This window comes from Methanofollis sp. W23 (genome assembly GCF_017875325.1).
Lineage (GTDB): Archaea > Halobacteriota > Methanomicrobia > Methanomicrobiales > Methanofollaceae > Methanofollis.
This window is the reverse complement of sequence record NZ_JAGGMN010000001.1, coordinates 732,912-758,076: the sequence shown is the minus strand read 5'-3', so window position 1 is coordinate 758,076 and position 25,165 is coordinate 732,912. Positions and strand designations below refer to the sequence as shown.

The 25,165-nt window shown below is 59.2% G+C and carries 13 protein-coding genes; 8 read left to right on the top strand and 5 right to left on the bottom strand.

What is annotated here, in order from left to right; all coding sequences use genetic code 11:
* Positions 1-91: 91 nt before the first annotated feature.
* Together J2129_RS03170 and J2129_RS03165 are read right to left on the bottom strand one after the other, a co-directional pair.
* Positions 92-2,101, bottom strand: a complete 2,010-nt coding sequence (locus J2129_RS03170) for a PAS domain-containing methyl-accepting chemotaxis protein (protein WP_209629395.1) — start codon at positions 2,099-2,101, stop codon at positions 92-94.
* Positions 2,102-2,640: 539 nt separating this feature from the next.
* Positions 2,641-4,647 (bottom strand): methyl-accepting chemotaxis protein, encoded by a 2,007-nt coding sequence (locus J2129_RS03165; RefSeq protein WP_209629394.1) that lies wholly within the window; start codon positions 4,645-4,647, stop codon positions 2,641-2,643.
* A 1,297-nt stretch (positions 4,648-5,944) separates the two neighbouring features.
* On the opposite strand from J2129_RS03165, the gene J2129_RS03160 reads away from it, so the two are divergent.
* The 3 genes from J2129_RS03160 (at position 5,945) to J2129_RS03150 (ending at position 12,643) form a co-directional block, all read left to right on the top strand.
* Positions 5,945-6,430: a universal stress protein gene (locus tag J2129_RS03160; RefSeq protein ID WP_209629393.1), complete on the top strand. Its 486-nt coding sequence runs from the start codon at positions 5,945-5,947 to the stop codon at positions 6,428-6,430.
* A 769-nt stretch (positions 6,431-7,199) separates the two neighbouring features.
* Complete coding sequence (locus J2129_RS03155; protein ID WP_245320569.1) at positions 7,200-8,330, top strand: aminotransferase class I/II-fold pyridoxal phosphate-dependent enzyme; 1,131 nt, start codon at positions 7,200-7,202, stop codon at positions 8,328-8,330.
* 1,571 nt (positions 8,331-9,901) lie between these two features.
* Positions 9,902-12,643 (top strand): cation-transporting P-type ATPase, encoded by a 2,742-nt coding sequence (locus J2129_RS03150; RefSeq protein ID WP_209629392.1) that lies wholly within the window; start codon positions 9,902-9,904, stop codon positions 12,641-12,643.
* A 313-nt stretch (positions 12,644-12,956) separates the two neighbouring features.
* On the opposite strand, the gene J2129_RS03145 is transcribed toward J2129_RS03150, so the two are convergent.
* The gene (locus J2129_RS03145; protein WP_209629391.1) at positions 12,957-13,514 is read right to left on the bottom strand and encodes a YeeE/YedE thiosulfate transporter family protein; all 558 of its coding nucleotides are present in this window, start codon (positions 13,512-13,514) and stop codon (positions 12,957-12,959) included.
* A gap of 13 nt (positions 13,515-13,527) precedes the next feature.
* Positions 13,528-14,052, bottom strand: a complete 525-nt coding sequence (locus tag J2129_RS03140) for a YeeE/YedE thiosulfate transporter family protein (protein WP_209629390.1) — start codon at positions 14,050-14,052, stop codon at positions 13,528-13,530.
* 105 nt (positions 14,053-14,157) lie between these two features.
* Between J2129_RS03140 and J2129_RS03135 the strand changes: the two genes are divergently transcribed.
* From J2129_RS03135 to J2129_RS03120, 4 genes are all read left to right on the top strand, one after another.
* Positions 14,158-17,844 (top strand): AAA domain-containing protein, encoded by a 3,687-nt coding sequence (locus J2129_RS03135; RefSeq protein WP_209629389.1) that lies wholly within the window; start codon positions 14,158-14,160, stop codon positions 17,842-17,844.
* A 132-nt stretch (positions 17,845-17,976) separates the two neighbouring features.
* Positions 17,977-18,804, top strand: a complete 828-nt coding sequence (locus J2129_RS03130) for an AAA family ATPase (RefSeq protein WP_348632330.1) — start codon at positions 17,977-17,979, stop codon at positions 18,802-18,804.
* Between the two features lie 21 nt (positions 18,805-18,825).
* Positions 18,826-21,438: a methyl-accepting chemotaxis protein gene (locus tag J2129_RS03125; protein ID WP_209629388.1), complete on the top strand. Its 2,613-nt coding sequence runs from the start codon at positions 18,826-18,828 to the stop codon at positions 21,436-21,438.
* A gap of 18 nt (positions 21,439-21,456) precedes the next feature.
* Complete coding sequence (locus tag J2129_RS03120; protein ID WP_209629387.1) at positions 21,457-22,245, top strand: protein-glutamate O-methyltransferase CheR; 789 nt, start codon at positions 21,457-21,459, stop codon at positions 22,243-22,245.
* A gap of 1,698 nt (positions 22,246-23,943) precedes the next feature.
* Here the strand turns inward: J2129_RS03120 and J2129_RS03115 are convergent.
* Positions 23,944-24,180: a hypothetical protein gene (locus tag J2129_RS03115; RefSeq protein ID WP_209629386.1), complete on the bottom strand. Its 237-nt coding sequence runs from the start codon at positions 24,178-24,180 to the stop codon at positions 23,944-23,946.
* Positions 24,181-24,321: 141 nt separating this feature from the next.
* On the opposite strand from J2129_RS03115, the gene J2129_RS03110 reads away from it, so the two are divergent.
* Positions 24,322-24,915 carry a hypothetical protein gene (locus J2129_RS03110; protein WP_209629385.1) on the top strand — a complete coding sequence of 198 codons (594 nt, stop codon included), beginning with the start codon at positions 24,322-24,324 and terminating at the stop codon, positions 24,913-24,915.
* The last annotated feature ends 250 nt before the right edge of the window (positions 24,916-25,165 follow it).

The following is a 25,165-nucleotide window of genomic DNA, read 5'->3' as shown; positions in this document are numbered from 1 at the left end:
GGGGCCCAAAATCATGCCTTCCAGAGAAAACGGTTGGGGTGTGAGGGGATATGTGCCAGGAATGGTCGTCTTTCCCCCCTTTTCGTCTCTCTCACTCAAGCTTGAAATGGTCGATCATTTCTTCCAGGTGCGCCGCCATGCTGGCGACTTCCTGGGCGCCGCCCCCGGCCTCTTCGGCCGAGGCCGAGACCTCTTCGATGAGGGCGGCCACTTCCTCGATGGCCTTCAGGTTTGCCCTCGTCTTTTTCTTTGTCTCTTCCATCGTCTCGGTGACCCTGGTGGTATCGTTGGCCTGGTCTTCGGTGGCCCTGGCGATCTCAGTCACACTTGCCCTGATCTCCCCAGACATCCTGACCATCTGGTCGAGGGCGTCGAGGGTCTGCCCAACCCGTTCGATCCCGGCATGGACCCTGGTATATGAGCCCTCAATCTCCTGTGAGGCCCTGGTGCTCTGGGCATGGATTGTGGTGATGAGGTCTTCGATCTGGCCGGTGGCCTTTTTCGACTCCCCGGCAAGGTTTCGCACTTCGCCCGCGACGACCGCAAACCCGCGGCCATGCTCGCCGGCCCTGGCTGCCTCGATCGCGGCGTTGAGGGCAAGGAGGTTGGTCTGGTTGGAGATGTCAGTGATCAACTTGACGATCTTGTCGATCTCCTGCATCTGGGCATTGAGTTTGCTGATCTCCTCTACACTCTCCTTTGAGGCGGTTTTCACCTCCTCCATCTTTGCCGCGGCGGTCTGTCCGATTTTGTTCGCTTCTTCGCCGATCTCGGCGCTCTTCTCGGTGACCTGCAGTACTTCCTGGCAGGTCCCGGCAATCTCCTCGACTGAGGCTGAGAGATCAGTCATCGCTTCGGCAGATCCTTCGATCATGGTGAGTTGGTCCCTGGAATCGTCGGCATTTTTCTGGCTCTGGCCTGCGATCTCTTCGACGGCCTGCGCAATCCCCTCGACGCTCCTGCTGGCTTCCCCGGTACCGGCTTTGATCTCTCTGATCGCCCCGGCGAGGTCGAGGGTCACACCCCTGAGCCCATCTCTGGTCTCCAGATAATCCTCTTTCACCACCCTGAGGGGGTCGTCCTCGCGGCTCTCAAGGGTGAAGGTAAGGTCCTGCCCTGCCATGGCGCTCATGGCGGCCTTGAGTTCGCGTGCGCTCTCTGCAAGCCTGGCGGCGCGCTCTTCGGTCTCTTTCTGCTGGCGCATGAGGGAGGTAATGTCCTCGATCACCTCGATAAAGCCGATCTGCTCCCCATGGGCGGTGGCGAGGTGGGCGCCTCCTACCTTGAGGGTTCTCTCTCCACGCTCGAGGATGGCCGAGACACGCTTCTTCCCGCTCTTCTGGAGTTGTCTGATGACACACTTCTCGCTGTGGCAGAGTCCGCCGTTGGTGGCACTGCAGTGCTGTCCGATCACCGCGGTGCGGTCGATGCCGAAGGTCTCGGCGAAGGCCTGGTTCACCCCGGTCCAGTGCATCAACGGGTCGGTGACTGAGATGGGGTAGGGGATGCTGTCGAGGACGGCTGCAAACCATTCGTTTCTCTGTTCCCCTTCTTCAATCGCCTTTCTAATTTTTTCGTCCTGCTCCCGTTCTGTAGTGAGATCCTTGAGGTACACCAGGATATACCGCGTCACTCCCTGCGGATCCGCGACCGGAACGGCCCGCTGTGTGAGATATTTTTTCCCGCCTGGCAGATCGATGATGGATTCACCAGAGATGATGGTATTATCAACCATGGCGTCAATGATCCTCTTGCCTTTCACTGTGGTGACGGAGAGATTGTGGAGATCCATCCCGGTCAGTTGCACCTGACCGAGGCCGCTCATCGCGGTGAAGGCATTGTTTGTTCCGACGATCTTGAGGTCTCTGTCCACCAGAAGCATAGGTGTGGGACTCTCCATGACAGCGGTCTTGTAGACTGTATCTCTCGTGCTGAAGTCGTCGATGGTTCTCTGCATTTCCCATCTCTGGGAGTTGGTGCGGTTGACCGCGGCGGCGAGGGACCTGAGGTCGGTGTCGTCGCACGTGGTCTCGTCCAGATGGACTGGAGACCCATTTCCTGGTTTGGTGTCCAGGGCGCTGATGATCTTTTGTATTCCCATGATTTTGCCTCTGAAAGTTCTCCACCCCTGTGTCCTCTTAAGGATTGATGAATAAAATGGGCTAAATATGGCATTATAGATGATCAGGGCCACATTTACCCCTTGTAATCGTTGAAATCTACAAAAGGGGTTATTTCAATGTTATTATCGGAGGAGCTTATAATTTTCTATCACCATACGGAATTAATTAATATCGTTAACTCATTTTATATGGCCCACTAAGCCCAGTATATTGTCTTTTAGGGCTTTGTAGAAACCCTCACTTATCGTGGGGAAAATGCGTGTTATCCGCCTTCCCATAGCCTCCCGCCAGGGGCTCTGCCCCCGGAGCCCCTGAGCATAGATTGGGCCCGGAAGGCGAACTCAATGAACATGAAGGGAGTGTTGCCGTCCCCGCCCTCTCGTGGGGCGGGGGGTCCGGGGGGCGGTACACCGACCGTCGAGGAGTTTCATCAAGAGAATATCTACAAAGCCAAAATTGGAGATATTTATAGAGCAAAAGAGAGATGGTCTTCCCTCTCTTCTTCTCCTCTATACTTTTATTCAAGTGTGAAGTCTTCGATCATCTCATCCAGGCGTGTCGCCATGCCTGCGACCTCCTGGGCGCCGCCGCCGACTTCTTCAGCCGAGGCCGAGACCTCTTCGATGAGGGCGGCCACTTCCTCGATTGCCTTCAGGTTTGCCCTCATCTTTGCCTTCACCTGTTCGACGGTCTCAGAGACGCTGGCAGTATCGTTGGCCTGGTCCTCGGTGGCCCTGGCGATCTCGTTCACGCTTGCCCTGATCTCTTCAGACATCCTGACCATCTGGTCGAGGGCATCGAGGGTCTTGCCGACCCGTTCGATCCCGTCATGGATCGTGGTGTAGGAGGTCTCGATCTCCTGTGAGGTCCTGGTGCTCTGGGCAAAGATAGCGGTGATGAGGTCTTCGATCTGGCCGGTGGCCTTCTTCGACTCCCCGGCAAGGTTTCGCACCTCACCTGCGACGACCGCAAACCCGCGGCCATGCTCGCCGGCCCGTGCCGCCTCGATCGCGGCGTTGAGGGCAAGGAGGTTGGTCTGGTTGGAGATGTCGGTGATCAACTTGACGATCTTGTTGATCTCGTGCATCTGGGCATTGAGTTTGCCGATCTCCTTCACGCTCTCCTCGGACGCGGCCTTGACTTCCTCGATCTTTGCCGCCGCGGTCTGGCCCAGGGTGCTTGCTTCTTCACCGATCTCGGCGCTCTTCTCGGTGACCTGCAGCACTTCCTGGCAGGTCCCGGCGATCTCCTCGACCGAGGCCGAGAGTCCAGCCATCGCCTCGGCAGACCCTTCGATATTCTTAAGCTGATCTTTTGAGTCATTGGCGGCCTTCTGGCTCTGGCCTGCGATCTGTTCGACGGCCTCTGCGATCCCCTCGACACTCCGGCTCGCCTCGCCGGTGCTGGCTGAGATCTCCCTGATCGCCCCGGTGAGTTCAAGAGTCGCGTTCCTCAGCGCATCCCTCGCCTCCAGGTAGTATTCCTTCACGTCCTTGAGGGGGTCGTCCTCGTGGGTCTCGATCTGGCGGGAGAAGTCTCTTCCCGCCATGGCCTCCATGACGACTTCGACCTCATGCGCACTCTCTGCAAGCCTGACGGCCCGCTCTTCGGCCTCTCTCTGCTGGCGCACAAGGGCGGTGATGTCTTCGATCAACTCGATGTAGCCGATCCGGTCGCCATGGGCATCGGTGATGTGAGCGGCGATGACCTTGAGGCTCCTGTCGCCGCGTTCGACGGTGGACGAGACCCATTTCTTCCCGCTCTTTTCGAGTTGCCGTATGGAACACCTCTCAGTATCACAGAGTTCGCCATTGGTGGCACTGCAGCATCTTCCGATCGCGTTTGTGCGGTCGACGCCGAAAATGTCTGCAAAGACCTTATTGATCCCGGTCCAGTTCATCGAACGGTCGGTGACAGAGATGGGATAATAGATGCTGTTGAGAACTGCTGAAAACCATTCGTTCCTCTTTCTCCCTTCTTCAATCGCCTTTCTTGCTTCTTCTTCCCGCGCACGTGCTGCGGTGACGTCGTTGAGGTGCACCAGGATGTATCCAGGCATTCCCTCAGCGTCGGGGACCGGGACACCCTGCTGCATGAGATATTTCTTTCCGGCAGGGAGGTCGACGATGCATTCACCTGATATGATGGTATTATCACTCAGTGCGTCAATGATCCTCTTGCCTTTCACGGTGGTGACGGAGAGTGTGTGCAGATTCATTCCGGTCAGTTGCCCCTGACCGATCCCACTCATCACGGTGAAGGCATTGTTTGCCCTGACGACCCTGAGGTCCCTGTCCAGCAGGAGCGTGGGGGTCGGACTCTCTACGACGGCAGTTCTGTAGACCGCGTGGTCTGTGCTGAGGTCGTCGATCCTTCTCTGCATTTCCCATCTCTGGGCGTTGGTGCAGTTGACCGCGGCGATGAGGGGCCTGATCTCGGGGTCGTACGAAGTCTCGTCCAGTTGGACGGGGGATCCTTTTCCTGGTGTGATCTCCAGTGCGTGGATGATCTCTTGTATTTCCATAACTTGGCCTCGTAATGGTCGTGACCCCCTGTGTCCTCATGGGGACCGGTGAATAATGAGACACCCTTGCGGCCTTTTTGAAGTCATGGACCGCACGAAATTTTCTGTAGTCGCTGTGGCGTACAAAAGGGGGCCATTATCAGGTTATTTGGCGCAATCTTATAGTTTCCGCCCCTCTCAATCTCTCTATTAGATAAAACTATCCATAAAATCATAATATTTTAGGTTAACTTCTGATCATTCAGAGAAATAATTATACGAGCATTCTAAAATGGGCGAAGTACCGGGCAGTCTTTTCGGGAGGGGCAAGAGTGCACATGACCATGGACCACGCAAAACATTCTGGTCTGCGGGCTTTGTAGATACCGCACCTCACGCATACTAGATGATAATTTTTCGTCGTGTGATCTCTCATTTTAACCCAGGTTTGCCATTTGGCTTCTGAAGGTACTTCATGCCCCAAAAATATCCCTTATTGTGGCCCTGTAGAATTGAGCATGAGCCGCGGGTTCACGCATATGTGATTGAATATTCCATGTCACAGGGTTCTGGGGCGTGGAAGGATCTGTGGTCATTCTCCTTGTAACAGGGGAAAGACCAGAAATCTTGCATCGTGCCGCCACCGCCTATTCTCTCTCCGGGGGTCAGGGCGGCACGACTGATCATCATGCCTTCCCATACCCTTGCACCGGGGGCGCGGCCCCCGGACCCCGAGCGAAGAGAACTGTCAAGATGATTTCTACAAAGCCAAAATAGTCTAAATAGAATTTGAGACAGTTGAATTCAATTTATGGGTAAAACGAATATTTTATTATCAGAATGCCAGTTTCATCTGAGATTTAAGGTTACATTGAGGAGATTTCGGGAGATGTTTTTCCAAACACCCGCAACTGTCAAATTCTATTCCACCACAATCTGAATAATTTGAGCGGAGTGACAAACTTAGGTTTTAAGACAGAGGGATCCCTGGAGACCCCTGAGATGACGATTGGGGACTGGAAAGCAGAACAGGCAAATATGAAGAGGACACTGCCGTCCCTGACCTCTCATCCCGATCTCCCCACACACAGAAAGAAGCAACAGGCGACATCCCATCTATCAGGGTTGTTATATCCCCCCGCTCTGTCTTCATCTCCGGGGTCCGGGAGTTGCGAGCGTCCGGAAATGCGGGTGACGCACACTCCCCAGAAGATGGCGGGGAGGGGTTCTCCACCACCATTATTATGAGTCTGTACGAGGGTTTGATTCATATTCTCAGGCACCAAGGATATCTCTGAGTTAGAGGAGCGTGATCTCGGTGTTTAGAAAAGTGCTATATCCCACTGACTTCTCAGAATGTTCATACAAGGCCCTCGACTATATCAAGACCCTCAAGGCCGCCGGCACCGAGGAGGTGGTCGTCGTCCATGTCCTGGACGAGCGGGAGATCGATCTCGTCTCGACCGGGATCGGGTGGCTGGCGGGTGACCGGATGGTCGAGTACGACGCCAAACTTGAAAAACGGATGCGCGAGAACGCACAGGAGAGACTGAACAATATCCTCTCGACCATCAAGGGCGCCGGGATGAGGGCGAAGGCCGAGGTGCGCAAGGGCTACCCCTCTATCGAGGTGCTGGCCACGGCAAAGAGAGAGCGGGTCTCCCTGGTCGTGATGGGCAGTCATGGCAAGAGCAACCTCGCTGGAACGGTGGTCGGGTCGGTCTCTGAGGAGGTGCTCAGGAAGTCGACGGTGCCGGTCTTGATCGTGACCAGGGAGACGCAAAACGCCTGCATCGGCAGGTGATTTTTCCCCCCGGGGGATCCCAAAACTCTCCCGTCCTCATCCTCACCGATGAGAGCGATGGATAAAAATGAAGAGATCCCTGGTTTTTCATCGCCTACCCCACGCCCATGCCAGGGACGGCACGCCCTCCGCTGGAGGAGAATGTTTTGGATTTCTGGAAGAGAGCACTTCGGTTCGAGGGGATGTTCGCTCCAAGAGCGTTCTGGGATATGCTCCCGTAAAATCAGGCATGAACCCCTGGTTCACGCATACGCGATTGAATATTCCATGTCACAGAGTTCTGGGGCGTGGAAGATCTGTGGTCATTCTCCTTGGACAGGGGACCAGCCAGAAATCTTGCATCGTGCCGCCACCGCCTCTCCTCTCTCCGTGGGAGGTCCGGGGGTGCCCCCCGACCCCTGGAGGCAAGATAGAGCCGGGAAGGCAGAACCCCGATAATGCTGAAGGAAGGTGCCTCTCTCATCTTCATATCATCTTCAACGAGATCTTGCGGGTTCAAATTCCCATAATAACCTGGAGAGATAATCGTAAGGATCATTTTCATGGTAATCCCTTGCCTTTTTCGGTTTTTGGGCGACCAACCCCTCGATACAGAGAGACATCAAGAGGACTATTCCATCTACTGGTCCTCTCACGCTTGCCGACGCTCGTGTCCCCAGGCCCAAAGGGGTGAAGAGCAGGCAGAGGGGAGGCGTTCTGAGAGTGCAATGTCGCCGGTCCGTGACGTACGTACGTGCGGGGCGGCATCCTTTATCCCCCTGAAAAACCAATGCCATCACTTATGCCTCTTCACGACTTCAAACTCGAACGTTTTCTCGCACAGTATGAATTCTCGGCACCCCACCTCCTCTGCACCTCAGACTGCGAGTCGGTGCACCTCGCCGACCTCCTGGCACTGGAAGAGGAAGCCGAAGAACAGTTCAGGGACCTCTGGCTCGGCTACACCGAGTCGGCCGGCAGCCCCGCGGTACGCCGGGAGGTCGCCGGGATGTACTCCGCGCTCGGTCCCGACGAGGTTCTCCTCACCGCCGGGGCTGAAGAGTCGATCTTTCTCTGCATGCATGCCATGCTCGGCCCAGGCGACCACGCCGTCGTCATGTCCCCGGCCTACCAGTCCCTCCACGAGGTGGCGAGGTCCATCGGGTGCCGGGTCTCCCCCTGGACGCTCCGCGACGAGGACAGGTGGCGCCCTGACATCGAGGCCCTCAAGGACCTCGTCACCAGGGAGACCGAGGCCGTGGTCATCAACACCCCGCACAACCCGACCGGGTGCCACATGACCCTCGAAGAGTTTCGGGCGGTGAGGGACATCGCCGAGGACGCCGGGGCCTGGGTTTTCTCAGACGAAGTCTACCGTCTCCTCGAGTACGACCCTGCCGACCGCCTCCCGCCGATGGCCGATCTCTACGAGAAAGGGGTCTCGGTCGGCGTGATGTCCAAGGCCTTCGGGCTTGCCGGTCTGCGGATCGGGTGGACCGCGACGCAGGACGCCGACCTGCGCCGGCGGGTCGCGTCTCTCAAGGACTACACCACCATCTGCTGCAGCGCCCCCTCCGAGTTCCTGACCGCCCTTGCTCTCAGGCATATCGACGAGATCGTCGGTCGCAACCTCGGGATCATCAGGTCCAACCTCGCCCTCCTGGACGCCTTCCTCGCGCGCCACACCGATCTCTTTGCCTGGGTCCGCCCGACGGCCGGCGCCATCGGGTTCCCGCGCCTGCTCACCGGCGAGAGCGCGGAGGACGTTGCCGTCAGGACCGTGCAGGAGAGCGGGGTGCTCCTCCTCCCCTCGACGGCCTACGAATACGGCGAAAGCCACTTCAGGGTCGGGTTCGCACGGACCGACCTGCCCGCGGCCCTCCAGGCCTTCGAGGACTATCTCGACGGCAAGACTGCCTGAGCGGTTCCGGGGAATCAGCGACGAACACCAGGCTCACGCATACGCGGTTGAATATTGCCTTAAGCAGCGTTTCGAGATGGGAAGGGATCCCTCCCTTTCCTCGCGACAGGAGGATCACTCAATCGCCGCCCCCCAGAACCCCCGGGATGGCGATTGGGCCGGGAAGGCGGAAATGTGTCCGAAGATGTTGGTGTCGCGGCTTTGTAGAATCGGGCATGAGGGGAGTGCCCGCCTCAAGCATAGGGGATGAAAATATCATATTGCGGCTCTGTAGAAATCCTCTTGATCGTTCTCTTCGCCGGGGGGTTTGCCACCCCCCGGTCCCCCCGCGTGAAGATAGGTGGCAGACAGCAATGTCCTCCTTATAGTCGTTGATGATGCCTTCCCACCCCTATCGTGATCTCGGGGGTCCGGGGGCAGAGCCCCCGGCGCGTGGGGTGGGGAAGGCACGCCGATCAGAATGGCCGCCTTCAAGCGCAGAACGTTCACCGTCATCTCGCGCTGGGGTTTCACCCCCGGACCCCCACGACGAAGATAGGCGGTGGCGGCGATGGAACAAGGTTCCCGCCGGTTCTTCATTCTTGAAAAAGAGAGAGAAAGCAAGCGACGAGATTTCTTCATCGCGTATGGGGTCCGGGGATAGCGTCCCTGGCCAAAGGGGTAGGAAGGCGGGTGACACACGTCTCCCCCACACAATAGGTGAGGGTTTCTACAGAGCCCATATTGCAAGTCTCTGGGTGTGGAAGGATCCTTGATCCTTCTCCTTGTGACAGGGGAACTGGTGTGAACACCTCTCCATCGCCGCCCCTCGGCTATCTTCGGTCCGTGGGGGGTTCGGGGGGTGAAACCCCCCGGCGCGAGACGGCAGGGAAGATTCTGCAATTGAGGGCGGCACATCAGATCGACGTGCCTTCCTCCACCCTTGTGCCGGGGGCGAGCACCCCGAACCCCCAGGATTGCGATTGGGTCGGGAAGGCGGAGAGATGACCACAGAGAGGAGGTTGCAGTCCACCTCCCTATCGTGATGCGGGGGGGAACGGGGGGCGGCCAGCCCCCCGGCGAAGAGAACCATCAAGATGAATTCTAAAAAACTGAATCAAGACTTTTTTCGGCGGTTCATCTGCCTTCCCTGCTTCAATTGCCATCCAGAGATTTTCAGAGGCAACGCCCCTCGTGTGAGTGACTGAGGAAGGCGGGCCGATCAACCGTGCCGCCCACAGCGAGCATACAGAATGATTCCTTGCTCTCACCGGGATCCCCCCACGACGAAGATAGGGGCGGGGCGGCAACAATCTCTTGAACGGCATCGTGCTTCAGAAACCTCTTCTCCTCACCGATCAAGGCCAGAGAAGTTTTTGGATGACCTCCATGAAAATTTCTCTTTGCAGTTCTCCGGAGTGGGGAGGGACCCTTGACCCCTCTCTTTGCAAGGGCATCCGAAGGGTACTGCTTCCATACCACCCCTCGGTGCGAGACGGCAGGGAAGTTTCTGCAAATCCGCCTGATCACATATATAGGATCAGGGACGCGGAGAGAGCGGGTTGGGGCTGATGCCCTGCCGGTGAAGGCAGATGGCGATCTATGCCGGAGACCGCGACGAACTCTATGCGCAGACCGGATCACGGGAGGAGGGGCTGAGTCGAGCGGAGGCCAGTGAACGTCTCCGCGTCCACGGGCCAAACGTCATCCAGAAACGAGAAAAAAAGAATTATTTCAGGGTCTATCTCAGGCAGTATACCCAATTTTTTGCCGTCCTCCTCGAGGTCGCCGCCGTCCTCTCTCTCATCGCCGACGCCTCGGCGCCGGGCGAGGGCTACGACATCCTTGGCTACGCGATCGCCGGGGCGGTGGTCATCAACGCCACCTTCGCCTTCTGGCAGGAGTACAAGGCCGACCAGACCGTCGAGGCGCTGCTGCGACTCATGCCCTCGATGGTAACGGTGCGGCGCGAGGGCGTCGCCGAAGAGGTGGATGCCCGTGAGGTCGTGCCAGGCGACGTCCTCCTCCTTGAAGAGGGTGACCGTATCGCCGCCGACGCCGTGTTGACCGGGGTGAACTCGCTCTATGTCGACCTCTCCACGCTCACCGGCGAGTCGAGACCGCGCCACCGGACCGCCGACCCCTCATCGGCGGTCTCAGTCCTTGAGGCGAGGAATGTCGTCTTCGCCGGGACCACCGTCACCTCGGGGAACGGGACGGCAGTGGTCTATGCCACCGGGCAGACGACCGAGTTCGGGAAGATCGCCACCCTTGCCAGGGAGGTGGAGAAGCGCCAGACCCCGATGCAGAAAGAGATCGTCAGGATCACCAGGATCCTCACCCTCGCCGCGGTCCTGGTCGGCGGGGTCTTTTTTGTCCTCAGTTATTTTGCCGGGTACGGGCTGCTCGTCGCGGCGATCTTCGCCCTCTCCCTCATCGTCGCCAATGTCCCTGAGGGGATGCTCCCGACCATCACCCTCTCGCTCTCACTCGCGAGTCAGCACATGGCGAGGCGAAACGCTCTCATCAAGAACCTCGACTCGGTCCAGACACTCGGGAGCACCACGGTCATCTGCACCGACAAGACAGGAACCCTGACCAGGAACGAGATGACGGCGAGGGTGATCGTCCTCTCAAGCGGAGAAGAGGTCTCGGTCACCGGCGAAGGTTACCTGGGCGACGGCGAGGCGGTCATCAAGGGGCGGACCGAGGGCTCTGACGAACGCCTGGAATTTTTCCTCATGGCCGCACTCCTCAACTGCCGGGCGGCGATCGAGGGCGACCACCTCCACGGCGATCCCACCGAACTCGCCCTCGTCGCCGCGGCGAGGAAGGCCTGTGTGGGGCCAGAGGGCTACGAAAAGGTGGCCGAGATACCCTTCACCAGCGAGCGCAAGATGATGTCCACGGTCCATGCAAGAGACAGCGCCCGCCTCATCTTCACGAAGGGTGCTCCCGAGGTGGTCCTCCCGAAGTGCCGGGGCTTCAGGAACCGCACTGGAACGGTCGTCCCCCTCGACGAGGAGGAACGGGCACGGATCGCCGCTCGTGCCGAAGCCCTGGAGAGGCAGGCCTACCGTCTCCTCGCGGTCGCCTACGGCGAGGGCGAGGAGGAGGAGGGTCTCGTCTACCTCGGGCTCATCGGGCTGATGGACCCGCCGCGGGCCGAGGTGCCGGGAGCAGTCGCGACCTGCCGGCGGGCCGGAATCAGGGTGATGGTCCTCACCGGCGACAACCCGATCACCGCCGGGGCGGTGGCAGAGGCGATCGGGCTCTCGGTGGACCGGGTGATCACCGGCGACGACCTGGCCGGGATCTCTGAAGAGCGCCTGGAAGAGATCCTCAGGGACGAAGACGTCCTCTTTGCCAGGATGCGCTCAGACCAGAAACTTCAGATCGCCACCGCCCTCCAGAAGAACGGCGAGGTGGTGGCGATGACCGGCGACGGGGTGAACGACGCTCCGGCCCTCAAGAAGGCCGACATCGGGATCGCGATGGGGCTGAAGGGGACCGAGGTCGCGAAAGAGGCGGCCGACATGGTCCTCATCGACGACAACTTCTGCTCCATCGTCGCCGCCGTCGAGGAGGGGCGGACCGTCTACTTCAACATCAAAAAGTTCGTCACCTACATCCTCTCCTCCAATGTCCCCGAGATTGTCCCGTATATCCTCCAGTTCTTCCTCAGGATCCCGCTCCCGCTCACCGTAATCCAGATCCTCTCCATCGACCTTGGGTCGGATATGCTCCCAGGCCTTGCCCTCGGCTCAGAGCGGCATGAGAAGGACATCATGGAGATCCCGCCGGTGGGAAAGACCGAGCGGATCCTGGACCGCGAGGTCTTCAAGCGGGGTTACTTCTTCCTGGGGATCATCGAGGCGACCGCTGCGATGACCGCCTTCCTCGGGTTCCTGTATCTGATGGGCTGGCACTACGGCGACCTCTCCATCGCCGGCACCGAACTCCACAGGCAGGCGATGACCATGACTCTCCTCGGGGCGGTGACCTGCCAGCTCGCCAATGTCTGGACCCTCCGCTCCTGGGAGTTCTCGGCCTTTGAGCGCGGCCTCTTCACCAACAAACTCCTCATCGTCGCCGTGGTCCTGGAGGCGATCTGGATCTTCCTCCTCCTCACCGCCCCGCCGGTCCAGGCGGTCTTCAACACCGCGAGCGTCCCGCCTGTCTATCTCCTGCTGCTGGTACCCTTCCCGATCCTCCTCTTCGTCTCTCACGAGTTCTACAAATATCTCATCAGGCGCCGGACCGGGAAGGGGATGCACCGGGAGGGGGAGGCCGAACCTCTGCCTTCAGAGCTCTGCGGGGAGAACGAGGAGTGAGGATGGGAGGATGAGATTTTTGAGCGCAGAGGGAAACTCAAAAATGTTTGTCTACTCTGCCTCCTCGACACAATCTTGATCTCAGGGTCCGGGGGCAATGCCCCTGCCAAGAGACTATGGGAAGGGGGGCGACATACATTCTCCCCACACAATAGCACAATAGGTGAGAGTTTTTACAAAACCCTTTCTGGCCCATTCTTCACCTCAGGGACCTGGGGAACCGATCCTCAGGAGAAGAGGAGGGAAATGGCAGGCAAACAGAAGGTTGACCCACACCCGGACGGATTCCACCCTCACCGCCGGTCCATCCCTTTCACACCCCCAGCGCCTCAAGCAGGTACAGCACTGCGAGTATCAGGACGACGACGCCCCCGACCACCACCCACTCGTTGACCCCGAGCACCTCGGGGATAGTCCTGACCTCGTACTCGCCGCGGGCAAGCACCCCGCCGACAAGCCGCGGGTACAGCCTGGCAAAGATCCCGGCGCCAAGGACCATCCCGACGACCCCGCCGACCAGGGCGTCGAGCCAGCCCTGCCCGACCGCCCCGGCAACGGTGCCGGGGCAGTAACCGAGGACCGCAAACCCGGCGCCGAAGATAAGCCCGCCAATCACCACCGAGCCCAGGGTCACGTTCTTGCAGTGGACCTGCGCCATCCCCTTCCCCTTGAGGAGATAGAACCCGACCATCCCGACGACCACCGCCGAGAGCATCAGTTTCACCACCGTGAAGTCCTGGAGGAGGAGTTGGCCGACGATGACATCGTAGGTGGTCACCCCTCCTTTCTGGAGGAAGAACCCAAACCCGGTCCCGATCAGGAGCCCGATGAACAGTTGGGCCCTGGCATTTTTGTGGAGTGCCGTCAGCATCGCTCTTCACCTCTCAGAACGGGAACCCGTAGATCGCCATCGCCGTCGCGATCCCGCCGATGAAGAAGAAGGCCGCCGCGATGATGCTGTTCACCGAGAGTTGGAGCGTCCCGCTGATCCCGTGCCCGCTCGTACACCCCCCGGCCCAACGTGCGCCAAACCCCAGGAGAAACCCGCCGGCCAGGGCGGCAAGGACGCGGACTGCCGGGTCGTAGCCGAAGGTCTCGCCCCAGCGCGGCGGCACCCAGGCAAGGGCGAAGACCCCGGAGAGCATCGCCGAGAGGAACGCCCCGACGACGATCCCGACGACGACCATCCATGCCCCGTCGATCTTCGGGACGTATTTTCGGTAATATGGGTGCTCCATCACTTTTTCTCCCCGCACCGCCCTCTCGATCATCCCGCTTGTCTTGACAAACGCCGTCGAGCACCCGAGCGGGCGGTCGGCAAGGAGAAACGAGAGCACCGCCATCACGCCGACCCCGGCACCCGCGACGTACGGGGACCAGAGCGGCGCTGTAAGATATGCAAGGACCATATAGACTCCCCCCTCTGCAGACACGCACTCCCTCGGTTCTCCCCTATAAGAATGTGCGCGAGGGGCACCGACTATTTGTGCCCTCCCTCACTATTGATCTATCAGATGCCCCAGCACAACCTCAGCCCCTCTCTTGTCGCTCGCTATTTCTACCACCAGTGCCCCAGGTTCCTCAGGTACGCCGCCACCCCGCCGCAGGCCCGTGCCGCCCTCGGCATCCCTGAGCCCGCAGAAGACCGGAGCATGGTCACCGACCTGCTCAGGGCAAAGGGGTTTGCATGGGAGGAAGAGGCCATTGGCAGGCGGATCCCGGGGAAGGTGCAGGTCGCCCCAGGAACCGGCCCCCTCCATGAACGCCGGTTTGGGGTGCAGGAGAGCCTCCGCCTCCTTGCAGGGGCGCCGGCGGGCACCGGGATCTACCAGTCCACCCTTGTCGCCCCGCCAGGATTTTACCGGCGGTATGGGCTCGACCCCGGCCTCTGCTCCTTTCACGAGAGCCATCCAGACCTCATATGGTCTGTCGACGACGACCGCCTCAGGGTGATCGACCTCAAGGCGACCGACCAGGTGAAGACCAGTCACCGCGTCCAGGTCGCCCTGTACGCCCTCATCATCGAAGAGGTCCTGGCTGAGCACGGGATCGAACGGTGTGTCGACCGCACCTGTGCAGGGGTATGGCTCCAGGACGCCGAGGCCCCTGAGACCGTGGAGATCGCCCCTGACCTGCGGGTGCTGGGCTCGTTCCTCGCTCACGACCTCGGGGCGATCATGAGCACCTCTCCCCACGATCTCCCCTGGCACCTCAGGCCGAACTGCGAGTCCTGCCCCTTCTTCTCCTCGTGCCAGGAGGAGGCAGATGAAACCAGATCGGTCTCCCTCATGCCAGGTCTCACCTCCGGGGCCAGGCGCTATCTCCATGACCTCGGGGTCGACGCCCTCGACGCCCTCGACGGGTTCCTCTCCTGCCCTGATGCGGACGACGCCCTGGAACGCTGCGGGTCATTGCGGGGGAAGGGCGAGCGCCTGCGCCGCCAGGTCCAGGCCCTCACGAGCGGGGAGGTCGTCCCGCTCGACGGGGCCTCGCCTTCCCTCCCGATCAACGAGAGCATCGGGCTTGTCATCACCCTCCAGAAGGAACCAGTCGGGGGCCGTCTCTATGCCGCGGGGTTCAGGCGGTTCAAGGGCAAGGAGGTCTACCCCTCGCCCTCGCAGGTCTGGGTGCAGGTCGCCCGGACCCCTGAGGAGTGCGGGGAGGTCGGCAAAGAATTTGTCAGGGCGCTCTTTCATGAACTCGAAATTCTCGACGCATACAACGAAGGCCGATCCTTCATGGACCAGCGATCCCTCCAGACCTATGTCCTCGACGAAGGCGAACGCCTCCTCCTCCTCGACCTCCTCAGGGAGGTCGCCGCCGATCCGGAGACCGCCGCCGAGGCCCGCCCGCTCCTCCAGTACTATGCCGGCGTGGAAGGCAGGCGGACCAGGTACCCGGTGGTGGTCCTCTCGCGCCTCCTCAACGACTCGGCCGCCCTCCCGGTGCCGGTCGCGGCCCGCCTCCCCGCCGCCCTCGCCGCCCTCCTCGGCCCAGACCACCCTGCGGCCTTCAAGCCTTCAGATCTCTTCTGGCCGGCCTTCGGCAACCTGATGAAGAGCGACGCCGTCGCGATGGCATGGTACGGCGACCGCCCTGAGGCGGTCGAGTGGACAAGAGACGAGGTCGCCCGCCGTCTCCGTACCGCCGGCGACCTCCTCAGCGCCCTCAGGGACCGCTCGCACCCGCACCGGTGGGCCGAGAAGTTCGCCTTCCCGCCGGTCCACCGCTACGCCCACCCAGAACTCGCCGCCCTTGTCGGGACCGTCAGAGAGGAGGCGGCCACCGCGGCGGCCGAGATGCGGCGGGCCAGGTGCCTCCCTGAGGCCGAGGCCGAATGGAACGGGACCAGGGTCAGGCTGCGGTGCGTCGACGGCGAGTGGTGGGAGGTGCTCTCCGGCCTCGACGAGGCGGCCCTCCCCACGACCAGCGGTCTTCCCGGCTACCTCCTCGTCCCTGCCACCACAGACGGACTACGGGCCGCTCAGGGCTTCGACGACGCCCTCTATGTGGCCACCACCAGGCCCCCGCAGGGCGAGGTGAGGTTTGCCGGGGTGAAGGAGGTCAGGACAGACCGGAGCGGCCAGGTCTCGCGCCTCGCCCTTGAGGTGAGGTACGACGCCGAGCAGGACCGGTTCGAGGCCGGCGACCATGCCCTCCTCTTCCCGCGTGCGACCGACTTTGCCACCACCAGGATCCTCGACCAGATCGAGGAGGTGGACGCCCTGAAAGAGCACGACCTCCTCACCCTCCTCACTGACCCGGGAAAGTTCGCCGTGCCGATGCCGCCCCTCTGCCGTCCAGACCTGGCGGCGCTTGATGGGTTCACCGCGAGCCAGACGCGGGCCTTCACCCAGATCCTTGGGAACAGGCTCACCCTTGTCTGGGGGCCGCCAGGCACCGGCAAAACCCACTTCCTCGCCCACGCCATCCAGACGATCGCAAAGGCCAGGCAGGGCCAGATCAGGATCGCGGTGAGCGCCCTCACCCACGCCGCCATCGAGAACCTCCTCTTCGAACTCCAGGACATGACGGCCGGAGACTTCGGCCTCAACCTCTCGGTCTGCAAACTCCAGAAAGCGACGAGCCCGAAGGGGCACGCCCTCCTGGTCCTCGGTCACGACGTCGTCAAGAACATGACCCGCGTCCCAGAGCGGTTCGTCCTCGGCGGGACGGCCCAGGCCTTCTACAAGTACCGGTCCTCACTCCCGAGCTTCGACCTCCTCATCATCGACGAGGCCTCGCAGATGCAGTTCGGCGAACTCGCCCTCCTCCTCCCTCTCCTTGGCGGCGAGGGCAGACTGGTCCTGGCAGGCGACGACCTCCAACTCCCGCCGGTCGTGATGCACAGCACCGACGAGGACGAGAAGGAGAACGAGTTGCAGGACTCGGTCTTCGCCTGGCTGAGACGCCGGGATACCGGGGGGGACTCCTCCTACACCGTCCAGCTCATGGAGAACTGGCGGATGAACGCGACGCTCTCCCGCTTTTCTGCAGAGAGCCTGTACGGCTGTGGCTACCGCCCGGCAAACAAGATCGTCGCCGCCCAGGAGATCAGGCTTCTGGACACCGGGGCCTGCGACCCCTTCGTCGAGTACGTCCTCGACCCCGCCTTCCCGCTCACGGTCGTCGTCCTGGAAGAGGTGCGGGCCGCCGTCGAGAACCTGGAAGAAGCCGGACTGGTTGCCGATCTTGCCTGCGCCCTGAGAGAGAGACTCTGCCAGCCAGATCAAGAGATCCCCTACCCGGCCACGATGAGCGGCGACAGCGCCTTCTGGCGCGGGGGCCTTTTCATCGTCAGCCCGCACCACGCTCAGATCGCGGCGATTACCCATGCTCTCTCCGAGCGCAGAGCATGGAAATCAGACCCTTTCGTCGATACCGTCGACAAAATGCAGGGGCAGCAGTGCGAGGCAGTCATTGTCTCGTACGGCGTCAGCGATACCGAGACCGCCCTCAGAGAGGCCGAGTTCATCTACAGTCTCAACCGCCTCAATGTCTCGGTGACGCGGGCACGGGCCAAGTGCATCGTCTTCCTCCCTCGACGGCTTCTTGAACCTTCGTTTGAACTCTTCAGCCATGAAAAAGCAGTGAGAGGATTTGAGCACATGTGCGCCCTTCTCTCCTTCTGTGAAAGGGGAGAAAAAAAGGAATTCTCTCCTGAAGGGATAGGAGACCTGACCGTCTACAGGACAGCATAATTATTTAGAATTTTAAGGGAAATAAAGACAGAATAACCGATCGAAATAAAAGAATATCACATATTAAAAATTTACAAAATATAAATCTTTATAATGGATCATGCGAAATTCTCATAGCAGGAGCAGGGTGAGATCATTCGGTGTATCGCATTTGCCCACCATAAAGGAGGGACCGGCAAGACGACCTCGTGCCTCAACATCGCGGGGTTTCTCCAGCAGGCAGGGAAGAAAGTCCTGGTCGTGGACAGCGACCCCCAGGCAAATGCAACCTCAGGTCTCGGTGTCGGGCCGGGGTCTTACCAGAAAAGTATCTATGATCTCTTCATGGGCCGCGTCGACGACTTCCCTCAGGTCGGTCTTAAGGAAGTGGTGGTCCAGACCGATTCAGGAATCGATCTCCTCCCCTCCTCTCTCGACCTTGTCGGGGCAGAACCTTTCCTTTACTCGGTCGAGGAGCGGGCGACTATCCTCAGAGACATCCTTGCGAAGGAGGCCACAGACTATGACCTCGTCCTCATCGACACACCGCCGAGCATGGGGCAACTCGTCATCAACGGCATGGTCGCGGCCGACCATGTCGTCGTCACCCTGGACTCAGGGTTCTTCGCTCTCGGGGGGGTGGCGACGATGAAGGCCATCTTTGGGGACATCCAGGAGCATATCGGCGTAAAGATCAGGGCCGAGATGGCCCTCATCACGTCGCGCTCGCCCCCTGAGGAGAGACCGAAAGGGTTTCTCTCCTGGATGAAACGCCGGTTTGCACAGGAGCATGACGAAGAGAACAGAGACCCGGTCGAGGCCGAGGCGGCCAGGACATTTCTCAGGGTGGAGAAGATTCCCTTCTCCCGCGAGGTTCCTGAAGCCCAGAAACACGGGCTCCCGATCTCCCACTATGCCCCGGAATGTCAGGCGGCGGCGGCGTACAGGGAGATTGCGGCCTTTGTCGGCGAGTGGGACTGATCGTACACAGAGGTGGAGATGATGATTTCAGAAAAACCAGGAAGACAGGCGCTTTTTGCCGAACCCGCGGCACTGAACGGGAGTGAAGAGGAACGTGAAGCCCTGGTGGAGAGGGTCGACGCCCTCGCAACGGCACTGCAAGGGGCGCTGGACGGTGACTTCTCGGTCGAAGTGGAGACCAGAGAAGTCCCTGAAGAACTCAGGGGCCTTACCGACGTAGTCACCGGCGTCATCGCAAGGATGCAGGAAGAGACGACACCTTCAGGTGTGCCAGACGACGCGGTCGTCGAACTCACCAGCACCCTGGAGCAGGCCCTCTCCAGTACGTCCCCCGCACCGGTCGAGACCGACGTCCTCCCTTCCCCCCTGCAGCCACTTGCCTGGGTCTTCAACCGCACCCTGAGCATGGTGCAGGAGGAGCAGGCAAAGGTTGCACGACTGGAAGAAGAAACGGCCAGGATACAGCAGCAGGAACAGGCGGCAGTTGAGGAACTGAAAGAGGAGACCACCAGGACGACCGATGAGGACGAGGCGAAGGTTGCAGGATTGAAAGCAGAGATCCTCAGAATGCAGGAGGAACAGGCGACCCTTGCAGACCTGAAGGAGGAGGCGGTCAGGTCAAAAGAATCAGTCCAGAAACTGACCGACACCATCAGGCACACCTTCAACGGGAACGCCTTCCTTCACCTGGACAGCGCCTCCTACCCCGATGAACTCAGGGAACTTGCCGGCGTAATCGAGGAGATCTTCTCCCAGATGCAACAGAAGCAGAAGGCCGACATCTGGCTGAAGACCGTCTTCCAGGAGAACCCGATGCCGATGGCTCTCATCGACAAGGACCTGCAGGTGCTTGCCCTCAACGACGCCTACTGCACCTTGATGGAAGACTCCAGGGAACGCCTCCTCTCTGGCGCAAAGGGCCGTGCTACAATCAGGCATCTTGCTGGGGACAGGAACAGCCATGTCTTCTCCAGGGGGAAGAAGACCAGGTCGACGCTCGAACTCAGCATCGGAAAGAGGAGCAAGATCGTCGATCAGTACGGCATCCCGCTTCGCACCAAGACTGGCCGGACCGACCGGGGGCTCTTTATCTTCTACGACATCACCGAGGTCAGAGAGAACGAGGCGCGACTCAAGGAGGAGATGGCCGAGATCAAAGATCTCCAGGCCCGCTCGCAGACGATCATCGAGCAGAACCCGATGCCCATCCTCCTCATCACCCCTGACTTTACGGTCATCTCGGCAAATGAGGCCTACGCCGCGATGTCAGGGATCCCATACGAGCACCTGGAAGGGACGAACATCCGTTCTTTCAGGGTGCTCGAACAGAAAGGCGAAGGGCTCAAGCAGACTCTCCAGCATAAAAGGCGCTGTTATGGTGAAGTGACGGTCGAACTCCCGAGCGGCACCCACAACCTTGAGCAGTACGGCATCCCGCTCCTCTCCGCGGACGGCGAGATCGCGAGCATCATCATCGTCTACAATGACGTCACTTCTCAGCGCGAGAAGGAGGACAGGATCAGGGCGCTCATGACCGAGGCCGACGAGCGGGCACAGAGTTTTGAGAAGAGTGCCGCCGACCTTGCCGCGGTGATGGAAGCCGCGGCGTGCGGCGATCTCTCCACCAGCGTTGCAATTCAAGAAGACGACCTCCTCGCGGGGGTGAAGGCCAACTACAACCGTTCGCTTGAGAACTTCAGGGCGATCATCGGGGAGGTGAACCAGGCCGTGGACGTCGTGAAGGAGACGGCCGGGGAGACTGGAAAAGGCGCAGCCGAAATCAGCAAGGCCACCGAACAGGTGGCCATCGCGACCCAGAGTTCCTCGGAGTCCTCTCGCGACCTCCTGGAGAGCATCGAGAATGTGAACCGGAGCATCGCCGACTTCTCCGCATCCATCGAAGAGATCGCAAGCACCACCCAGGAAGTCATGAAGAAGGCCCTGACTTCGGCCGAGGACGGGCGGCATGGTGCCGAGATCGGGAAGGTCGCGTCCCAGAAGATGGAAGCCGTCGGGACGATCTCTGAGCAGACTGTCAAAGATATCGGGCACCTCAACACCCAGATGCACGAGATCACAAAGATCGTAAAGTTGATCAACGAGATCTCCAGCCAGACCAACCTGCTTGCCCTCAACGCCGCGATCGAGGCGGCGCGGGCCGGCGAACACGGCAGGGGCTTTTCGGTGGTCGCAGGCGAGATCAGGAACCTCGCAGGTGATTCCAGAGAGGCAAGCCAGCAGATCGAGGAACTGATCGCCTCCATCCAGAAGGAGAGCGAGCAGACCGCCGAGTCGATGCGGGCCTCTCACCAGGAGATCGAGGAGGGGATCGAGAGCGTCAACCGTGCGATCACGGTCCTCTCCAGGATCAGTGTCGATATCGGCGAGGCAGCGAACGCGATCACCGAGATCACCCGGGCGACCGAGAACCAGGCCGGGGAGACCGGGAAGATCATGGAGATGATGGAATCGGCCGCAGGCAAGACGAAAGAAAACCTCAAACAGACAGAAGACATGGCCGCCCTCGCCGAAGAGGTCAGCGCCTCGACGCAGGAGGTCGGCAGCGCCGCCCATGAGCTCACTGAGCTCTCAAGAGACCTGAAAATAAAGATGGACACCTTCAAGACCAAATAGTAATTCAAGGGACACACCATGGACGACTTTGTAGCACTCAACCGGACTATCGAGCGTGTGGTAGGGATCAAGACCTCCAACTACAAGGAAGACTACATACGCCGCCGCGTCCTCTCCAGGATGCGGATCTCAGGGAATGATTCATTTGCCGACTATCACAAGTATCTCCTCTCTGAGGAGGAGGAGAAAGACCGTCTCAGGAACGCCCTCACCATCAATGTGACCGAGTTCCTGCGAGACCCCGAAGTCTTCTCGGTGGTGCGCACGCAGGTGCTCCCAGAGATCCTGGAGAAGAAGACGCGGGTGCGGATCTGGTGTGCAGGGTGCGCCACAGGGGAAGAGGCATACACCTATGCGATGCTTGCCAGGGATCTCTCGTTCACCCACGAGATCGACTGCACCATCTATGCGACCGACATCGACCGCAAGGTCCTCGAGAGGGCGCGGGAAGGGGTGTACGACGCGAGGGCCCTCAAGAACCTCAAAGAAAGAGAGATCCAGAAGCACTTTTTCCACAGGGACGACGGGAAGTACGAGGCAAAGCCCGAACTGAAAGCGATGATCCGCTTCTCCTATCATGACCTGATGTCCAATATCCCGGCAGCCCGATTCCTGGATATCGTCTCATGCAGGAACGTGACCATTTATTTCAATGAAGCGCAGAAGACCGACCTGGTGCGGATGATCCATGACGCCCTCAGGATGGACGGGTATTATGTGATGGGCAAGACCGAATACCTGGGACGCGACGTCGAGGCCCTTTTCGCCCCCTTTGACCCGATCCAGAAGGTCTATACCAAGAAGTAAACATCTCCGCCGCCTCGGGTTTGTAAAAATCTTTTTGATCTCTCCTGGTGGCAGGGGGTTGTACCCTCCCGCTCCCCCCAGCCACACGACCGGTCGAAGACGGCATCCTCCTCTTCAGGTGCATCAATGCTGTCTTCCCGGCCCCAAACCCCTGGCAAGGGGATGGGGGAAGGCGGATGGTTCACACTTGCACCCGGAAAAAATGAGAATTTCGGCTCTGTAAAAATCCTCTGGACAGGTATCTTTGGTGGGGGGCGTGCCGCCCCCGACGAGAAGAGGGGGGAAGGTGGTTGAATCACGCTCGCACCGAGAATTGGTGAGGAGTTCTACAGGGCCAGAATTTCTACAAAATTTCTACAAAGCCACCTTCGCTCTTTTTTGCGCGACGCCGAAGTGGTTCTCGTGGGAGTTTTGTAAAAATGTGCTGGAGAGGAATCTCTACGGGGGGCGTGCCGCCCCCCGGCGAAAAGATGGGGCAAGGCTTCGATGTTCAGACCGGCCGCTCTCATCACAGAATCATTATCACCGTTTCGCGCCAGGGATGGCGATTAAGTGAGATCTGCACCGGTTCTCCTGTCTTGAAATAAGAGACCTAGCGATGAAATTTTTTCATCCAGTATGCGTAAAGCCCAGAGTTCATGCCCAATTCTACAGAGCCAAACAAATATCTTTCACCGGGGCGGCACGCCCGCCGCCACAAAATATCTTCAAGAGGATGTACCATGAAAATGATCGCAAAAATCATCTCTCCAGGATTCCATAATGATTTTTATCCACCAGATTTCCTCAAGAGTGATACACAGATTGCAGATACATCTCTTGAATGAGGGCTCTGTAGAATCCGGCATGAGTCGAGAGCACGCCTCAGGCATATGGGATGAAAATATCATCTCAAATTTGATCAATTCTTGACCCTCATCCTTTTACGAACGAGGAGTGATCGAAGTCGAGCATCATGCCGCCCCTCGGCGCTCTTCGTCGTGGGGGGTCAGGGGCCTTGCCCCCGGACCCCCGGGATTGTGATAGGGCAGGGAAGGCAGAGAGCCGGGTCGTTCAGAAAGTGTCTCCCTCATCTGCATATCAGATCTGAGAGGATTCTGTGTGCTCAAATTCTTATCCGCAACTCTAGAATTGAACGTCAGGATCATTTTCATGGTAAACCCTCACTTCTCGTAGGAAGAATGCGTGTCATCCGCCTTCCCATAGCCTCCCGCCGGGGGCGTTGCCCCCGGATCCCTGGGAGGAAGATAGGAGCGGGAAGGCTGAATAGAAGATCCTGAAAGACGGGATGCCGTCCTCGACTCAATCGTGTGGCGGGGGGTCAGGGGGGTGCAGCCCCCTGTCGAAGAGAACTATCAAGAGGATTTCTACAGAGTTAGAATAAGAGAGCCTCTGTATTCCTGACCCAATCATCATCCCGGGGGTGCGGGTGGCACTCGCCCCCGGCATGGTGTTGAGGGAAGGCACGTTGATTGGAGTGGCCGCCCCCAGACCCCTGCCTGACAATGGAGATCGGTAAGGGCGGCCATGTGATGATCTTCCCACGTGGTGTCTGCTCTGAAGGAGAAACAATAGATCAGTGCACGGTGCAAAGACCCACGATCAGGTTCAACCGCGTATGTGTGAGCCCAAGGTTCACGCCAGGTTCTCCAGAGCCAGGAATGTATTCAGCTCAGAGGACAGAAATAGAGCGACCAATTATTTTTCTTCGACTTCCATCTCTATTGCAGAAAGCCGCTTCATCATCTCCTGTTGCGCCGCACATCGCTTGAGCTCGCTCAGGACGACGAGAAAGTTTGCCCCGACCACGACAAGCACGAGTATCATGCTCATCCAGAGCATAACCCCCTGTGCAGAGAGGAACGCCGCCCAGAGGAGAGCCACCGAGGAGATGAGATACAGAAAGACCCATGTCCTGAATTCCGGGAGGTCCATCAAAGTATAAATCGGAGTCGTAATTTATATAGTTTCGTAATTTCTGAAAAAAGCAGAACCATGAAATAATCGCAATATGTAATTTTTATGTGGGAGAAACTTTAAAAAAGCTTTTTACATACTCTATCATATATACTGAGCATGTCTTCAGGAGACCTCCTGAGTGTCGCGGCAGGTGTCGTGATCGTCATCCTCGTCGCCTTTGGCGTCCAATGGTGGGGAGACTACCAACCTACAGACGAGAGAGGGACCGGATCACAGCACCCCTCGATAGCAAATCAGACCGACCCGGCCCTGACCACCCCTGCACCGGTGCGCGCCCCTTCTATCTTCAGGATCTCATATGTCGAGAAACCTGTCTTAAAATATAAGACCTACCTCATTCCTGACGAGATGAACCTTTTCGGCGGCTCAGACCCGTCATGGGGCCCGGAAGACGGCGTCCCCTTCGCCTGCCTGGACGCGACCCTGGGCGGGGTGACCGAGACCTTCTATGTTCCGTACCAGATGTGGCGGATGAACTGCACCGTTACCTCAGAAAAACCGGCATCGTCCTATGTCAAAGCAGCCCTCGTCGATGCCGGGAACAACACCGTCATCAAAGGATTCGAACTCAACGGCCCTGGCCATATCATCAAAAACATCCAGATCATGCCCCGCGACTACTACCTCATCATCGAATCACAGAATGCCCTGACCCACATCGAGATGGAGACCAAACCAAAATTCCTATGAAGGGGCACTCCAGGGATGATTATCCAGAATAAAGTTCCCGTCAATTTTTTTTTTTGACCTTGAAGATCCCCCCACCATCCCCGACCCCCTGCTGATAATGATTCGCGGGAGATCGCATCACGTCCTCATGATCTTCTTTCTGCCTTCCTGTCCCTATCGTCCTCACAGGGGAGCGGAGGCCCGGACCCCTGGGATGAAGATTGGGCCGGGAAGGCACCACCCTCGTCATAGTCATCCATCCTGCCTTCCA

What these genes read in the sequence shown, in the direction of transcription:
- J2129_RS03170 (WP_209629395.1), bottom strand. Translation starts at nt 2,101, where the DNA reads ATGGGAATACAAAAGATCATCAGCGCCCTGGACACCAAACCAGGAAAT.
- J2129_RS03165 (WP_209629394.1), bottom strand. Translation starts at nt 4,647, where the DNA reads ATGGAAATACAAGAGATCATCCACGCACTGGAGATCACACCAGGAAAA.
- J2129_RS03155 (WP_245320569.1), top strand. Translation starts at nt 7,200, where the DNA reads ATGCCATCACTTATGCCTCTTCACGACTTCAAACTCGAACGTTTTCTC.
- J2129_RS03150 (WP_209629392.1), top strand. Translation starts at nt 9,902, where the DNA reads ATGGCGATCTATGCCGGAGACCGCGACGAACTCTATGCGCAGACCGGA.
- J2129_RS03145 (WP_209629391.1), bottom strand. Translation starts at nt 13,514, where the DNA reads ATGCTGACGGCACTCCACAAAAATGCCAGGGCCCAACTGTTCATCGGG.
- J2129_RS03140 (WP_209629390.1), bottom strand. Translation starts at nt 14,052, where the DNA reads ATGGTCCTTGCATATCTTACAGCGCCGCTCTGGTCCCCGTACGTCGCG.
- J2129_RS03135 (WP_209629389.1), top strand. Translation starts at nt 14,158, where the DNA reads ATGCCCCAGCACAACCTCAGCCCCTCTCTTGTCGCTCGCTATTTCTAC.
- J2129_RS03125 (WP_209629388.1), top strand. Translation starts at nt 18,826, where the DNA reads ATGATTTCAGAAAAACCAGGAAGACAGGCGCTTTTTGCCGAACCCGCG.
- J2129_RS03120 (WP_209629387.1), top strand. Translation starts at nt 21,457, where the DNA reads ATGGACGACTTTGTAGCACTCAACCGGACTATCGAGCGTGTGGTAGGG.
- J2129_RS03115 (WP_209629386.1), bottom strand. Translation starts at nt 24,180, where the DNA reads ATGGACCTCCCGGAATTCAGGACATGGGTCTTTCTGTATCTCATCTCC.
- J2129_RS03110 (WP_209629385.1), top strand. Translation starts at nt 24,322, where the DNA reads ATGTCTTCAGGAGACCTCCTGAGTGTCGCGGCAGGTGTCGTGATCGTC.